The organism is Salinadaptatus halalkaliphilus, assembly GCF_006543045.1.
In the GTDB taxonomy this organism is placed as follows: domain Archaea; phylum Halobacteriota; class Halobacteria; order Halobacteriales; family Natrialbaceae; genus Salinadaptatus; species Salinadaptatus halalkaliphilus.
On record NZ_RBZW01000011.1, the window covers coordinates 1 to 14,848 of the forward strand.

General features: G+C 64.6%; 16 protein-coding genes. 9 read left to right on the forward strand and 7 right to left on the reverse strand.

What is annotated here, in order from left to right:
- A partial coding sequence (locus D8Y22_RS02780) for an isocitrate/isopropylmalate family dehydrogenase (RefSeq protein ID WP_246084339.1) occupies nt 1-522 on the reverse strand: 522 nt, incomplete at its 3' end.
- Nucleotides 523-771: 249 nt separating this feature from the next.
- On the reverse strand, nt 772-1,101 hold the full coding sequence (locus D8Y22_RS02785; RefSeq protein ID WP_141463197.1) for a hypothetical protein: 330 nt from the start codon (nt 1,099-1,101) through the stop codon (nt 772-774).
- 334 nt (nt 1,102-1,435) lie between these two features.
- On the opposite strand from D8Y22_RS02785, the gene map reads away from it, so the two are divergent.
- Nucleotides 1,436-2,335, forward strand: coding sequence for a type II methionyl aminopeptidase (map, locus tag D8Y22_RS02790; protein ID WP_141463198.1), 900 nt, complete (start codon nt 1,436-1,438; stop codon nt 2,333-2,335).
- Between the two features lie 32 nt (nt 2,336-2,367).
- Here the strand turns inward: map and D8Y22_RS02795 are convergent, their stop codons facing one another.
- The gene (locus D8Y22_RS02795; protein ID WP_174811732.1) at nt 2,368-2,949 is read right to left on the reverse strand and encodes a DUF456 domain-containing protein; all 582 of its coding nucleotides are present in this window, start codon (nt 2,947-2,949) and stop codon (nt 2,368-2,370) included.
- 264 nt (nt 2,950-3,213) lie between these two features.
- Here D8Y22_RS02795 and D8Y22_RS02800 point away from each other — a divergent pair, with 264 nt between their 5' ends.
- From D8Y22_RS02800 to D8Y22_RS02815, 4 genes are all read left to right on the forward strand, one after another.
- On the forward strand, nt 3,214-4,563 hold the full coding sequence (locus D8Y22_RS02800) for an Nramp family divalent metal transporter (RefSeq protein WP_141463339.1): 1,350 nt from the start codon (nt 3,214-3,216) through the stop codon (nt 4,561-4,563).
- A gap of 223 nt (nt 4,564-4,786) precedes the next feature.
- Nucleotides 4,787-4,984 carry a hypothetical protein gene (locus D8Y22_RS02805; RefSeq protein ID WP_246084340.1) on the forward strand — a complete coding sequence of 66 codons (198 nt, stop codon included), beginning with the start codon at nt 4,787-4,789 and terminating at the stop codon, nt 4,982-4,984.
- A 55-nt stretch (nt 4,985-5,039) separates the two neighbouring features.
- Complete coding sequence (gene gatD, locus D8Y22_RS02810) at nt 5,040-6,290, forward strand: Glu-tRNA(Gln) amidotransferase subunit GatD (RefSeq protein ID WP_141463201.1); 1,251 nt, start codon at nt 5,040-5,042, stop codon at nt 6,288-6,290.
- A gap of 99 nt (nt 6,291-6,389) precedes the next feature.
- On the forward strand, nt 6,390-7,343 hold the full coding sequence (locus D8Y22_RS02815) for a GNAT family N-acetyltransferase (protein ID WP_141463202.1): 954 nt from the start codon (nt 6,390-6,392) through the stop codon (nt 7,341-7,343).
- A 63-nt stretch (nt 7,344-7,406) separates the two neighbouring features.
- Here the strand turns inward: D8Y22_RS02815 and D8Y22_RS02820 are convergent, their stop codons facing one another.
- The gene (locus tag D8Y22_RS02820; protein ID WP_141463203.1) at nt 7,407-7,703 is read right to left on the reverse strand and encodes a ubiquitin-like small modifier protein 1; all 297 of its coding nucleotides are present in this window, start codon (nt 7,701-7,703) and stop codon (nt 7,407-7,409) included.
- A gap of 150 nt (nt 7,704-7,853) precedes the next feature.
- Here D8Y22_RS02820 and D8Y22_RS02825 point away from each other — a divergent pair, with 150 nt between their 5' ends.
- Nucleotides 7,854-8,252 carry a hypothetical protein gene (locus D8Y22_RS02825; RefSeq protein ID WP_141463204.1) on the forward strand — a complete coding sequence of 133 codons (399 nt, stop codon included), beginning with the start codon at nt 7,854-7,856 and terminating at the stop codon, nt 8,250-8,252.
- Nucleotides 8,253-8,343: 91 nt separating this feature from the next.
- Here D8Y22_RS02825 and D8Y22_RS02830 read toward each other — a convergent pair whose 3' ends face one another.
- Together D8Y22_RS02830 and D8Y22_RS02835 are read right to left on the reverse strand one after the other, a co-directional pair.
- Nucleotides 8,344-9,576 carry a TrkA C-terminal domain-containing protein gene (locus tag D8Y22_RS02830; protein ID WP_141463205.1) on the reverse strand — a complete coding sequence of 411 codons (1,233 nt, stop codon included), beginning with the start codon at nt 9,574-9,576 and terminating at the stop codon, nt 8,344-8,346.
- A complete protein-coding gene (locus D8Y22_RS02835; protein WP_141463206.1) occupies nt 9,573-10,835 on the reverse strand; it encodes a potassium transporter TrkA in 1,263 nt (420 codons plus the stop codon). Before D8Y22_RS02835 ends, D8Y22_RS02830 begins: the two co-directional genes overlap by 4 nt.
- 95 nt (nt 10,836-10,930) lie before the next feature.
- Here D8Y22_RS02835 and D8Y22_RS02840 point away from each other — a divergent pair, with 95 nt between their 5' ends.
- On the forward strand, nt 10,931-12,118 hold the full coding sequence (locus D8Y22_RS02840) for an NAD-binding protein (RefSeq protein ID WP_141463207.1): 1,188 nt from the start codon (nt 10,931-10,933) through the stop codon (nt 12,116-12,118).
- Nucleotides 12,119-12,167: 49 nt separating this feature from the next.
- Here the strand turns inward: D8Y22_RS02840 and deoC are convergent, their stop codons facing one another.
- The gene (deoC, locus tag D8Y22_RS02845; protein ID WP_141463208.1) at nt 12,168-12,848 is read right to left on the reverse strand and encodes a deoxyribose-phosphate aldolase; all 681 of its coding nucleotides are present in this window, start codon (nt 12,846-12,848) and stop codon (nt 12,168-12,170) included.
- 71 nt (nt 12,849-12,919) lie between these two features.
- Here deoC and D8Y22_RS02850 point away from each other — a divergent pair, with 71 nt between their 5' ends.
- Both D8Y22_RS02850 and D8Y22_RS02855 read left to right on the forward strand, forming a co-directional pair.
- Nucleotides 12,920-13,900, forward strand: coding sequence for a ribose 1,5-bisphosphate isomerase (locus tag D8Y22_RS02850; protein WP_141463209.1), 981 nt, complete (start codon nt 12,920-12,922; stop codon nt 13,898-13,900).
- Between the two features lie 107 nt (nt 13,901-14,007).
- Nucleotides 14,008-14,829, forward strand: a complete 822-nt coding sequence (locus tag D8Y22_RS02855; RefSeq protein ID WP_141463210.1) for a DUF63 family protein — start codon at nt 14,008-14,010, stop codon at nt 14,827-14,829.
- Nucleotides 14,830-14,848: the final 19 nt, after the last annotated feature.

A 14,848-nucleotide genomic window follows, 5' to 3' on the forward strand; every position in this document is an offset into this window, starting at 1 on the left:
GACTTCCTCGACCTCGTCGGTGCCGGCTTCCCACTCGATGCCGGCGTAGACGTCTTCGGTGTTCTCCCGGAAGGTGACCATGTCCATCTGGCCGGGCTCTTTGACGGGCGAGGGGACGCCGTCGAGGTGGTAGGTCGGACGCACGTTAGCATAGAGGTCGAGCAGTTTGCGCAGGCCGACGTTGAGCGAGCGGAAGCCGGCGCCGACGGGGGTCGTCAGCGGGCCCTTGATGGCGACGCGGTGTTCTTTGATGGCCTCGACGGTCTCGTCGGGCAGGTTCTCGTCGTACTTCTCGCGGGCGCTTTCGCCGGCGTAGACGCGCATCCAGTTGATCTCGCGGCCGGTGGCCTCGGCGGCGGCCTCGAGGACCTGTTGGGCGGCCGGACCGACGTCGCTGCCGACGCCGTCGCCGTAGATGATCGGGATAATCGGGTTGTCCGGAACCTCGAGTTCGCCGTCGGTACCCTCTTTCAGCGTGATCTGCTCCCCGTCTTCGGGGACCTCGATCTTGTCGTAGCTCATCTCGTCTATACGGTACTTCGATGGGGGTAAAAGACCTACCATTTCCGTCAGCGAGGCCGTCCGGTTTTCGAACGTCGACCTTCTCTCCGTGGGATTCCTGGCGGAATCGGCGGCTGGGGCAGGTCAGGCGCATAAAACGACAGCAGCTGTGATCGCGGTCAGTCGACAGGCCTCGTGCTCGCATCGTCGATCGTCGTACGTCAAAATCGACAACTGTTGCGCCGACGTGACGAGACCGTCGGACCCCGCTCACTGGTTTGGACACTCGGTGTCGCTCTCGTCGGTCCGGTCGACCGACTCGAACGACGTACCGGGTCGGGGGTCGGTCCAGTAGTATCCGACGACGGCGAGACCGGCGACGGCGACAGCGGTTCCGGCTCCCCCCAGGAGTACAACACCGACAGTAATTCCGGATAACGTCTCGAATCCGAGCCACGAGCCCGTGAGGAGTGTAATGCCGAGAACGACGAGCGCCGTCCCGATTTCGACGCGGTCGGAGTCCTCACCACGAGCTATGTGGCCAACCGTAATCGCGAACATCGCCGCACAGAATAGCACGAGCAATGCAATCGGCGACATGTCGCCATTGGTTCACGAGCCCCGCTCCTAAGTGTGGGGGTTTCGACGACGGGTTATCGCTACGAACCGTTCTTTTTCGACAATTGTCGTATAGGAGTTTTATTATTGTCGTGTCCAATTGCTCGACCATGCTTCGACCACCGCAACAGCGCGTCCGGTCCTGTCCACACTGTGGAACGACTGTCTCGAACGTCCACGGCCTCGAGGTCTGTCTCGAATGCGATGTGCGTCCAACTCGCCGGGATCGGTGACCGGCGTCGCTGCTGGTGACGGGATCGGGTGCCAGTCTCCGGAGAGCGGAACCTCTTTTTGCCGACCGGTACAACCCCGATGCATGACCGATTCCGACGTGGACTTATCGTCCGAGCAGTACGAGAAACACCGCGAGGCGGGCGAGATCCTCGCACAGGTACGCGAGGAAACCGCCGCCCGCGTCGAGGTTGGGACGACCCACCTCGAGGTCGCCGAGTACGCCGAAGATCGTATCCGCGAGCTCGGCGGGAAGCCGGCGTTCCCGGTCAACATTTCGGTCGACGAGGAGGCGGCCCACGCGACGCCGTCGATCGACGACGAGACGACCTTCGGCGAGGAGATGATCAACTTAGATATCGGCGTCCACGTCGACGGCTGGCTCGCCGACACCGCGATCACGGTCGACCTCTCGGGGAATCCCGAACTCGCCGAAGCCTCCGAACAGGCCCTCGAGGCCGCCCTCGAGGTCGTCGAGCCGGGTGTCGAAACGGGCGAGATCGGCGCCGAGATCGAAGACGTTATCGACGGCTACGGCTACAATCCCGTCGTCAACCTCACCGGCCACGGGCTGGGCCACTGGGAACAGCACACGAGCCCGAACATTCCGAACCGGGCCGTCTCCCAGGGCGCGACGCTCGAGGTCGGTGACGTGGTCGCGATCGAACCGTTCGCGACCGACGGTGGCGGTAAGGTTTCGGAGGGCGCTACGGAGGAAATTTTCGCGCTCGATCGCGAGGGCACCGTCCGCAACCGACAGGCTCGCGACGCTTTATCCCAGATCAACGAGGAGTTCCGGACGCTTCCGTTTGCGACCCGCTGGCTCGACACTGACCGTGCGGAGATGGCGCTGCGACGGCTCAAACGCAACGACATCGTTCACGGCTACCCCGTCCTGCAGGAAGACGATGGGTTCCTCGTCAGTCAGAAAGAACACACGATCATCGTTACCGAAGACGGCTGTGAAGTGACGACGGCCCGGTGAATCGCACGCTTTTCCCCGATCGGTTTGAAACGCTACTCGATGTCCCGAAACAGCCCGTCTCGGAGGTCCCGACCGAAGTAGTAGCCGAGTACGGTCGCGAGCAGCCCGACGGCGGCCCCGACCAGCAACACCGTCCGCATGGAGCCAGCAACCGCCAGCATCGGCTCGGTAAGTACCGTCACGACACCGCCCGCCGTGGTGCCTGCGACGATCATCTCGAGATATCGACGCCTCGAGGTCACGAGCCCGACGAGGAAGGCGACGACGAGCAGTCCGATCGCGCCGCCGGCAAACGGCAACACAGTTCCGCCAGCGAAGACGGTCGCACCAAGCACCAAGAACAGGGCGAAAAATGCCTTCGGTGAGAAGTATTCGCCCGCGGAGCGGCTCGGTTTGAGGGCATCGAGTCGCGACGAGCCGCTCGAATCCGTCGCTCTCGTGGCCGTTCCACTGCGCGTTTCGGTACCGGGGTCGGTGCCGTCGGCTGGAGGGCTCTCGGTGCCGAGGCCGGACCCGCCGCTCGAGCCCGAGAGTAGCTGCTCGGTCTCCTCTAAGAGGTCGTCGGTCGAGCGGGAATCCCGACTCTCGGTGAGTTCGTCCGAGCGGTCGCTCATGTCAAAGACGTGTCCCGCAGGCACCATGGCCTTTTCCCTACACTCACGGCGTCGTGAGCGATGCGGGCCACGGCCTGTTTCGACTGAATGTACAGTTTCAGGGTGTCATTTGGCAGAAATATCGAACCATTGTGAAAGAGTATATGTAGGTGGTCTCCACTGTTGTCGATAGTATGCGTACGAGAACCATGGGGGATGGCCGGTCGCGACTGTTGGCGTCGACCAACCGACGGACACACCGACACCGAACACGGGGGACAGGCGATGGCGAGTGAGCCGGCGGATGGGGTGTCGGACGACCTCGAGTTGACGTATCCGGAGACGGATTGGCGGGGATTCTTTACGAACCATTTCGGCCCGTCGATGCTGTGGGCGCTGATCAGTATCGGGGCGAGCCACATCGTCCTCGCGCCGACGCTGGGTGGTCACTTCGGCCTCTACGCAATTTGGATCTTCGCGGTGATCTATCTCGCGAAGTATGGCGCCTGGGAGCTTGGAATCAGGTACAATTACGGCATCGGACGCAACCCGGTCGAGGCCTACGGCGACCTCCCAGGGCCAGGCAACTGGATGCAGTGGTTTACGGTGCTCGTGTTTACCGTGGCGTACTCCGGCATTACGGCCGCAGTCGGGATGAGTACGGCTGCGTTCGTCGCCGCGCTGACGCCGTTGTCGTTTACTTGGGCGTTCGTGGTCTTCGTCGGCTTGGCGGGGCTGCTCGTCTTTTTCACCCGGTACTCGCTGCTCGAGAAGATCCTGATCGGCTTTACCGTCGCGCTGGGGGCGTTTATCCTGATCGCGGTCGTCGTCGGACCGCCCTCGACGGAGGTCATCGCGGCGACGACGTTTACCTCGCCGGATCTCACCGGGCCGCTGTTCGTCGGGCTGTTCGCGGCGGCGGCCGGCTTTGCGCCGACCGGGTTCAGTACGAGCGTCCTCATCGGCAGTTGGAGTACGGCCAAAGGCGAAGGGGCGAACGAACTTCGGGCCAACGGACTCGATCCGACCGACGAGCAGTACCGCGAGTACATCGGCCAGTGGATCCAGACCGGGCGACGCGACTTCAACATCGGGTACGTCTTTAGCTTCGTGTTGCTCGTCGCGATGGTCGTTCTGGCCTCGAACGTCCTCTACCCGGAGCCGCCGGGAGACGACAACCTCGCGCTGACGATCGGCTCGATCCTGAGTGGCTCGTTCGGCGAGTGGTCCTACTACGCGATGGTCGTCGGGGCCTTCGCCGCCCTCTACTCGACGGTCATCACGCTGCTGGACGGCGCATCACGCGCGACTGGCGATGCGTTACCGCTGGCGCTCGACAAGCCCGATCTCGATAGCGAACTGATTCGGAAGGTCGTCGTCGTCGGCATCGTCGTCGTGAGCTGTTCGGTCGTCGTCACGCTCGGGACGGTGCCGGTCACGTTCCTCGTCTGGATCTCCGCGATCCTCGCGATCACGGAGATCGCGTTCTATCCGGCGAACTGGTATATCGTCCGCGAACACCTGCCCGACCGGTTCCAGCCGTCGACGACGTGGGTGATCTACTACGTGCTCAGTCTCGCACTCGTGCTGCTCTTTGGCGTCATGGGGGCGGCCTCGGAGTTTGGCTACGTTTGATCGAGGGAGCTCTTCTCATACGGATTACTGTACCGATCTACCGGCGGTGAGTCGAACTGTGTGAGACGAGTCTCGGTTGCGCAGCGAAGCGAGTCAACCGGCCCAGCCGCCGCCCGGGTCGCGGCTGGGCCGGAACTGACTGACAGTAACCCGTCTCAATTCCGTCTGTCTCACCGCCGGTCGGTGACCGTGTTTTATGCCGTCCGGGCTGGTATGGCTGCCAGTGAACGTCGAACTGGTTGTGTTCGGCGCTGTCTCGATCGCCGCGGGATTCGCGCTCGCGTATCTCTCGAGACACCTCTATCCGCGTCTCGAGCTTGCCGACGACGCGCTCGACTCGGTTCGGCTGTTGACCACCCTGATCGTCACGTTGTTGGCGCTTGCCGGACTCGGGCTCGTCGTGATCGGTCTCACCTGGTAGCGATCGGTGCGGGCGAAAGGGTGCCTTCAAGTCGCCCGCGGCGGTAGGCCCAGCCATGAATCCAGGCGATCGCGTTCGCGTCGACCGCGCGGATCGAACGCTCGAGGGCGTCTTGCTCCCCTCGAGTACCGACGAGAACCTCGTCGTGAAACTCGAGGGCGGCTACAACGTCGGCATCGACCGCGGTGAGGCAGACGTCGAGGTACTCGCGGAAGACGTCTACGAGATCGACGGCACTGGCTCGAACGGCGACGACGAAACGTCCGAGATCGCGTTCGACGACGATCTGCCGACGATCACGCTCATCTCGACCGGCGGGACGATCGCCTCGACGGTCGACTACCGGACCGGCGCGGTGACCGCGCAGTTCGACGCCGAGGACGTCCTCCGGGCAGTCCCGGATCTCGCCGGGCGGGCGAACTACCGGGGTCGCGTCGTCGCGAACATCCTCTCTGAGAACATGGAGCCGCCGATCTGGCAGGAGCTGGCCGCGGTCGTCCACGAGGAGATCGAGGCCGGTGCCGACGGCGTCGTCGTCATGCATGGCACCGACACGATGCAGTACTCCGCGGCCGCACTCTCCTTTATGCTCGAGACGCCGGTCCCGATCGTCTTTACGGGCTCTCAGCGTTCGGCCGACCGACCGTCCTCGGACAACGTGATGAACGCCGTCGCAGCCGTCGAGGCCGCAAAGAGCGATTGCGCGGAGGTGCTGGTCTGTATGCACGGCTCCGAGAGCGATGACATCTGTGCGCTCCACCGGGGCACTCGCGTCCGGAAGAATCACACCTCCCGCCGCGATGCCTTCGAAACCGTCGGCGCGGAACCGCTGGGGGCGGTCGACTACGAGAACGAAGCGGTCTCTTTCCGTCGGGACTACCAGGAACGCGGCGAAGCCGACCTGGCGCTCGAGTCCGATCTCGAGGCCGACGTCGAACTGCTGAAGTTCACGCCAGGGATGGACCCGGCCTTTCTCGACGTCGTCGAGGGCTCGGCCGGCCTTATCGTCGAGGGGACCGGTCTCGGCCACGTCCACACCGACCTCATCCCCCGCATCGAGGAACTGATCGACGACGGCACGACCGTCGTCATGACCAGCCAGTGTCTCGAGGGCCGGGTCTGTGACCGGGTCTACGATACCGGTCGCGACCTGCTCGAGGCCGGCGTCGTCGAGGCCGGCGACACCCTGCCCGGAACGGCGAAAGTGAAGCTGATGTGGGCGCTCGAAAACAGCGCGGACGTCGAAGAGGCGATGGGAACCTCGCTCGAGGGCGAACTACAGGAACGATCGGTTCCGTGGGAATAAGGACGAGAACCCGAACACCGACGTTCTGCGTTGGGCTTCGAAACGGGGAGACGCATCAAACCCAACGAATACGCGCTTCGAAATCGAAACAGACGACATATGAATATTCGGCGAGCGACGCACGACGATTACGAGGCCGTCCGGGCGTTTACGAGCGATATCTGGGCCGATCGCGGCGGTGACTACATCCCCGACGTCTACCACGACTGGCTCGAGGACCCCGACGAAACGGGTAAAAAGACCTTCCTCGCGGAGGTCGACGGCGAGGCGGCGGGCATCGTCCAAGCGGTGATGCTCTCGTCCGACGAAGCCTGGTTTCACGGGATGCGCGTCGCCTCCCAGTACCGACGCCAGGGCGTGAGTACGCGATTGAACGAGGCGACGTTCGAGTGGGCCCGCGAGCAGGGCGCGACGGTCGGTCGGGTGATGATCTTTTCCTGGAATACGCCCTCGCTCGGAATGGCACGGGCGAGCGGCTTCGAGCCGATCACGTCGTTTCGATTCGCCCATCCCGATCCCGATTCGGACGCCGCAATTCCGGCGTCGCGGACGGTCTCGAGCGATCCGACCGCGGCCTGGCGCTACTGGACCCACAGTGACGCTCGAGCGCACCTCCGGGGGCTCGGACTCGCACCCGAGGAATCGTGGTCGATGCGCGAACTCACACCAGCCGATTTCGAACAGTTCGCGGACGAGACGGCCGTCTTCGCCGTCGGCGGTGACGACAGATGGTCGGGCGTCGCCTACCGAACCCGTACCCTCGAGCGCGAACCTGACGACGACGCGAACTGCAGCGACGGGATCGATGAAGCGAGTGCCGACACCGAGACGATCGCCGAGTACGGCGTCGGCGCCTGGGACGACCTCGAGTCGGCCCGTGCGCTCTTCGGTGCGATCGCTCGTGATGCAGCGCGACTCGAGGCAGAGACGATACGCATCGTGATTCCCGAGACAGCCCGGTACGTGACCGACGCCGCGTACGCGGGCGCGAAACTCGCCGACGAACCGGATTTCGCACTTGGACTGGACCTGACTGGCGACGTGTGCGTATAGTAGTCAGCGAAATCATTCACACACTGATCGCAGCGCAGTCGTGCGTCGGGTGTGCAGTGACGTTCACTGACTACAACAGCCGCCACTGACCGGCGGGAACAGCGCCAGTTCGTCGCCCGCCTCGAGTTCGGTCTCGAGCCCCTCTTCCTCGACCAGAACGTTCGTCCCGTTGCGGAGGACGTTGATCTGTGAGCGCAACTCGCCGTCGTCGGTTTGAACGCGCTCTGTGAGTTCCGAGCGACCGTCGAGCAGTTCCTCGAGTGCGTCACCGACGGTATCGCCGGCCGACGCGTCGACCGTGACGTGTTTGTCCCCTGCGCGTTCGGCGAGGTCGGCGAACAGTTTCCACTCCGTGGTCATACGTGGCGATATCGGATCCGACGGCAAGTAGCTACCGTTTGGACGGACAGCCGCCGCCACTCGCCGTGCCCGCAACGCCAACGATTGCCGTCGGAACGACCGCCGTGAAGGGTCAGTAGATATATTTCCGCTACCACGCCTGTGTCTGGCATGGCACGCGACGTGTACGAAGAGACGAAAACACACACGACCTACTGGGACGACGAACTCGAGGCAGTCGTCCACAAGTGGAACAACTACGCCAAGGGCGAGCAGTTCCGGGAGGGCGCGGAGGCGATGATCGAGTGTACGAAAGAACACGGCGGATCGAAGATACTTATCGACCATCGCGATATGACCGGCGTCAATCGAGACGATCACGAGTACCTCCTCGAGGACTGGATCCCCCGTGCCGTCGACGCCGGCGCGGAGTATCACATGGTCGTCCACGAGCAAAGCACTATCGCGGAGATGAATCTAGACGACGTCGTCGACGCCGGTGACGTCGACTACACGAGCGACATGACGAGCGACATGGATGAAGCGCGCAAGTGGATCGCGAGCAAGTAACGTCATCGACCATTCGCGCCTCGGGCGATATTCGACCACGCTCCCCTCGTGACCGCACTATTCCCGTCCCGCGTGTCCGCCGCCGACCGTCTCACGATGCAGTTGCGCCTCCCAGCGGGTGTTGATGGGTTTCTAGTTGACGCTCGGTTACGCGACGCAGCGCATCCGGCCGACCCAGGACGTAGGCGATATCACCGGCCACGAACCGCGTTTCGGCCGCCGGCAGCGCGAAACGCTCGTCCCCACCGTCACCGGTTCGCTCGAGGGCGAGTACCTGGACCGGCAGCGAGCCGACCGTCGCCTCCGCGAGCGGATCGTCCGACCCGATAGAGACCGTGGTTACCGTCTCGTTGGCGGCCCGCAACAGCGAGACGAGGTCCCGCTGGTCGTCGGGATCGTCGGGCAGCGTGACGAGCCGGTAGTTCGCGTCGGGGTCGAGACGTCGCGCGTCGTCGGCCTCGAGTACGACGGTCGCGACGCCGTCGGCGACGCCCCGAAGTTCGCCGGCGGCAACCCGTCTGGCCTCGCCGCTTTCGTCGTCTCGCGTCCATATCCGAACCGCATCGCCGGGGCTCGCATCGACCGCCGGATCGCTCGCCAGCGCGACGGCGACGGTCCCCGGTGCGAGCGTCGGTCCGATCCCCGCAGGGCGGCGGCCGACCGCGAGATAGGTGACGGTCCCGTCGGGCTCGAGATCGATGTCGACGTAACTGATCCCGAAGTCGCGCTCGAGGCGGGTGATCAATCGCTCGCGCAACTGGTCGACGGAGAGTCGCCGCGGGAACAGGAACGTCCGCCCGGCCAGCGCCGCCGCGGTCGAGTCGTCGATGGGGTCGTCGCCATCGATAGCCTCGAGTTCGGCCGGTAGCTCGACGGTCGTCACTCGGCCCGCCGACCTGACGAGCTGGGTGACGTCGGTGATCGATCGGGAGGTCGTAGCCGACGCGTCCCGGGCGAGCGAGTCGCCGAGTCGTCGACCGGCGTCCGCAGCGATCGCGCTGCAGGCGAACGCGGCGAGCGTGTAGAGAGCCGTTCCCGGATCAGTCAACGGCGTCTCGCCGATAATCGCCTCCTGCAGTGCGGTCTTGGTGTTGAGCCAGATCGCCACCGTCGTGATGCCGGTCAGTACGGCGACGCCGTCGGGAAGTTCGCCGGCGCTGTACCACCGATACAGAAACGCCACGCCGGCCGCGGTCCCGCCCGCGAGCGCGGCGAAGCCGACGATACGGACCAGGACATCGAGCAGTGTCTCGACCTCGATCAACTGCGCGATCGAGAGGACGAAACCGTCGAGGGCTGCGACCGACAGGCCGGTGAGAGTCATCGGGCGACCGCCTCCGCGAACGTCTCGAGTGCCGGGTCCGGCCCCGCGACGAATATTTCGTCGCCGGCCTCGAGGGACCGATCGATGCCAGGAGCGAACACCCAGCCGTGTCGCTGGGCCGCCGTCTCAGTTCCCTGCCGTCGTATCGCAAGTATCGTGATGTCGGCTGCTGGCTCGGGTCCGTCGGGGTCGTCGATGTCGATCCCGTCGGCCGAACCGACGGTGAGCCGTCGGATACTGTACCCCTCGTGGGTGACCACCGCGAGCGCTTCGAACTCGCGGCTCGTCCCGCGAGACTGGACGACGAGACGCGGCGACGTCGTCTCGAGCAGTGGTTTGACATCTCGGCGCGCGACGGCGACGGTAACCCGGCCTCGGCCCCCGCCGGTCGCGGCGGTCGTGGCCGTCCGAGCTGTCCGATCTGGATTGCTGCCGCCGTCGGTGACTGCCGACTCGTCGGTTGACGGGTCCTCGAGTTGTGGTTCGGCGGCATGCTCGTCGTCGACTTCGGTCCGGGCACCGAGGACGGTTGCCGATAGCGATCGGTCGCCGGTCCGAATGGTAAGTTCGTCCCCGGGGGCCAACCCCGTGGGAACGAGCGTCTGGACTGTGACTGCCCGTCGACCCGTCCGGACCCGTTTCGAGAGACTCCCGGACGGCGGAGCCGCCTCGATCGTTGCTCGTCCCCGATCGTCGATCGTCACGGCCACGTCCGCCAGACCGTAATCAGTCCGCAGCCGTTCCTCGAGTCTGGTCTCGAGTTCCGAGAGCGGGAGATCGGCGGGGAGCCGCCAGGAGCCGTTCTCGAGCGTCTCTCGGAGAGACGCGGGGAGCGGTGGATACCCCTCTACGTCGCGGACATCGCCGGTGGAACGGACCGTGACCTGGCCGACCGAGCCGACGAGTTCCACGACGTCGGCCGACAGCGTTCGCTGTCGAAGCGTGGTTAGCGATAGTCGGTGTGGCAGCTCTGCGCCGAGTTTGTCGCCTCGGTTGTGCGCGTAGAGCGCGAGCATGAGGACGACGAGGACGGCGACCAGCAGTCGCGGAGAGTGAGCGATGCTGGGTTCGGCCAGGCCGAGCAGGCCGCCCTGAATGCTGGCGATCGATAGCGCGAGCACTAGGACGCCGAAGCCGGGCAGCGTGACGCCGGTGAAATATCGCACGAGAAAGCCGAGCGAACCGGCGACGAACGCCGGAACGATGCCGGTGAGCAGCCCGATATAGAGACCGAGTAACACTTCGACCGGGAGCGTCATTGTAGGTTTCAGTCCTGGACACAATAAACAAGTACCGACACGGCCGTCGACAATCGAACGGCGGTCTTAACTGAGACCACCACTCACAGGTGTGTATGGTCGGAGACGGGTCGCTTCGCGAGCGATTGCCGGCGAACTGGCGACGGCGAATCACGACGCGGGCGACCGTCGCCCTCGTCCTCGTCGTGGCGCTGCTCTCGGTCGTGACGGCGATCGTCAACATGACCTCGGATGTCGTCTGGGGGCCACTCGAGCCATACATCCCGGCCGTCGTCCAGAACACGGTGAGTTTCACCGGTGCGCTCACCGGCTTTACGATGGTCGCGAGCGCCCTCGCACTTCGACGCGGACTTCGCGTCGGCTGGTGGGCGACGTTAATTTTATTGCCGTTTACCGCAGTGCAGGCCGTGTTGCAGTTGAATCCGTACTCGGTGCCGCTGATCGTCCTCTCACTGGTGTCGATTCCGGCGCTATTGCTCACGCGAACGCGGTTTACCAAGCCGCTCTCGCTCACCACGACCCAGATCGCCGCCGGCGCAGCGCTGGTCGGTGTCCAGGCCTACGGCACGATCGGCGGCTACGTCCTCCGGGACGAGTTCGAGGCGATCGACACCATGCTGGACGCCTTCTACTTCACGTTGATCACCTCGAGTACGGTCGGCTACGGTGACGTGACGCCGGACACCGACTCGGTCGAGGCGATGTTGTTTACGATGTCCGTGCTCGTCCTGGGCGTAGCGAGTTTCGGTATCGCGGTCGGAGCGCTCCTCGGCCCAGCGATCCAATCTCGAATCACGAAGACACTCGGAAAGATGACCGATTCAGAACTCGAACTCTTGAGCGATCACGTCGTCGTACTCGGTTACGGCGAACTGACGGAACCGATCGTCGACGAACTCTCTGCCACCGACCGGGAGTTCGTCGTCGTAGCGAGAAACCGTGATGCCACTGACGACCTCTCGGATCGGGACATTCCCGTCGTCACCGGGAATCCGAGCGACGAAACCCCACTCAGGCGGGCGAAAGTCGGTCGTGCGGAGGCGATTCTGGTCGCCACGAACGAAGACGCTGAGGACGCTCTCTCGATTCTTACCGCCCGCCAACTCGCACCAGAGACGCGAGTCGTCGCCGCCGCGACCGACCGAGAAAATACGACGAAACTCGAGCACGCGGGTGCCGATACGGTCATCAGTCCCTCGCTACTCGGGGGAAGTCTCCTCGTTCGCTCGGCGCTTGGCGGCGACGACTCGGAGCTGATCGATCGTATCCTCGGGGGAGAGTGATCACAGCAAAACGGCCGTCGCTCGGGCGAGGTCCGTACTGGCTCGACGACTATGTCGACGTGGACGAATCGGGCGCGCCCTCGAGAATCGCCACGCCGCTCGAGGCCCCGATCCGTTCGGCGCCGGCTTCGAGCATGGTCATCGCGTCGTCGTAGCTGCCGACGCCGCCGCTGGCTTTGACGGGGAGGTACTCGCTCATCAGTTCGACATCTGGAACCGTCGCGCCGCCGTTCGCACGTTGTGTCTCCGAAACGACGCCGTCGGCAAAGCCGGTCGAGGTCTTGACCATCGCGGCGTCGGCCGCGGCGGCGGCATCGCACGCGCGATGTTTTTCCTCGTCGGTCAACAGCGCGGTTTCGATGATCACCTTCACGGGGATCGGGACGGCCGCGACAACCTCGGCGAGCTCGGCGCGGACGGTGTCGTCCTCGCCCGCTTTCAGCCGGCCGACGTTGATCACGATGTCGAGTTCGTCCGCGCCGGCCTTCCAGGCCAGGACGCCCTCGCGGCGCTTGACATCGTGGTCGTTCTGGCCGTGGGGAAAGCCGATCACGGTCGCGAGGGTCACGTCCGGTGCGTACTCGGTCGCCTCCTCGAGCGCATAGGGTGGAATACAGGCGTTCATCCCGTATTCGGCGGCGTCGTCGAGGACGGCACGGACATCGTCGGGCGACGTTTCGGGACCGAGGACGGTGTGGTCGATCAACGGGGCGAGCTCGTGGCGATCCATGGCGAACGAACTCACTCGACGGGCAAAAACCCGCCCGATTCCTTTTGTCGGATCGCGTGTAACACGTTGACATGGGAGAGTACGAGTCCGCGGTCGTTCCGGCGGTCGACTCGACCGCTGCGGACATCGCCGACATGCGAACGCGTGGTGCGGCTACTATCGCCGACGCTGCAGCCCAAGCCCTCGAGACGCAGGCTCGAGCGTCCGAGGCGACGACACCCGAGGCCTTCCGCAGCGAACTCCGTGCAGCCGCCAGGACGTTGTACGAGACGCGACCGACCGCGGTGAGTCTGCCCAACGCGCTCCGGTACGTCCTTCGGGGGATGGAGGGTGAGACGGTCCCGGAGTTGCGGGCCGCGACGATCGCTCGCGCAGAGGCGTTCCAGCGCGACCTCGCCCAGGCCCAGTCGACGCTCGGTGAGATCGGCGCGAACCGGCTTCGCGACGGCGACGTGGTGATGACTCACTGTCACTCGACGGACGCGCTGGCCTGTCTCGAGGCCGCCCTCGAGGACGGCAAGGCGATCGAAGCCATCGTCAAGGAGACCAGACCACGGAAACAGGGTCATATCACTGCTCGCCGGCTTCGCGAATTGGGCGTCCCCGTGACCCTGATCGTCGACAACGCAGCCAGACGGTATCTCGACGACGCGGATCACGTACTGGTCGGTGCCGATAGCATCGCCGCCGACGGCAGCGTCGTCAACAAAATCGGGACGAGCGGACTGGCGGTCAACGCCCGCGAGCGCGGCGTGCCGGTGATGGTCGCGGCCCAGACGATCAAGCTCCATCCGGATACGATGACCGGCCACACCGTCGAAATCGAGATGCGTGCGGCGGAGGAAGTGTTGTCCGACGCCGAGCGCAGCGACGTGACAGGCGGGAAGCCGGACGACCAGAACCTCCGCGTGGCGAACCCGGCCTTCGACGTTACCCCGCCACGTCACGTCGACGCTATCGTCACCGAACGCGGACAGTTTCCGCCCGAAAGTATCGTCACGCTCATGCGAGAACTGTTCGGTGAGACCACGGGCGAACCGTGGGAACCGTAACGGACGGCAGGCGCTCGAGATGGGAGTCGATTCGCTCGCGGTCGCCAACGACGAGACAGTCACGACCGACCGGAAAGTGTTAGTTGCTGGTCTGTCCCACTGGAGGCATGGTGCTTCCAGAGGGGTTCGTGTTGCCGCCGTGGTATCTCCTCGGGCCGACGCTCGTGGTGCTTGGCGGGGTCGTTGCGTTCCTGTGGTCGCTCGATCCGCCGGTCACCGATCGGACCGTGCTCGCGTTCACGCCGTGGATGATGCTCGGCGCGACGCTGCACGTCCTCTATCGGTTTGAGGCCTATCCAGCGTCGGTCGAGACGCTGTTTGCGACGCCGAGTGTCTATCTCGTCGCGGCGATCGCGACGGGGATCGCCTGGATTCTCGGCATCGTCCTCCACGCTGCGGGGATCCAACCGACGATCGAACGGGTCTTCGGCGGGTTGGGAGTGGTCTGTGTCGGTGCCGTTACCGGTTCCGTCCTCCTTGCGAGCGTCCAACAAGGGACGTTCGAGCCGTTCTGGCCCGTCATCGCGCTCGTTATCACGGTGGTCGTTACCGCGCTGGCCTGGCTCGCGCTCGGGCTCTGGTTTACCGACGTCGCGACGGTGACGGGACTTACTGGCGCGATTGTCGTCTTCGGCCACACGCTCGACGGCGTGACGACCGCTATCGGCTACGACGTGCTCGGGGCCGCCGAAGAGGTCCCGCTCTCGAGACTCGTGTTAGAAACCGGCGAAGCCCTTCCGACGTACGAGTACGTGGGCGCCGGCTGGCTGTTCGTGCTGGTAAAGGTCGTCCTTCCGCTGGTCGTACTCGGACTCTTTCGAGAATTCGTCGAGGAGGCACCGCGACAAGCCCGGTTGCTGCTCGCGTTCATCGCTGCGGTCGGTCTCGGTCCCGGCATCCACAACACGTTGCTGTTCATGGTCGGCTAGATTTTTCTCGCCGGCGTCC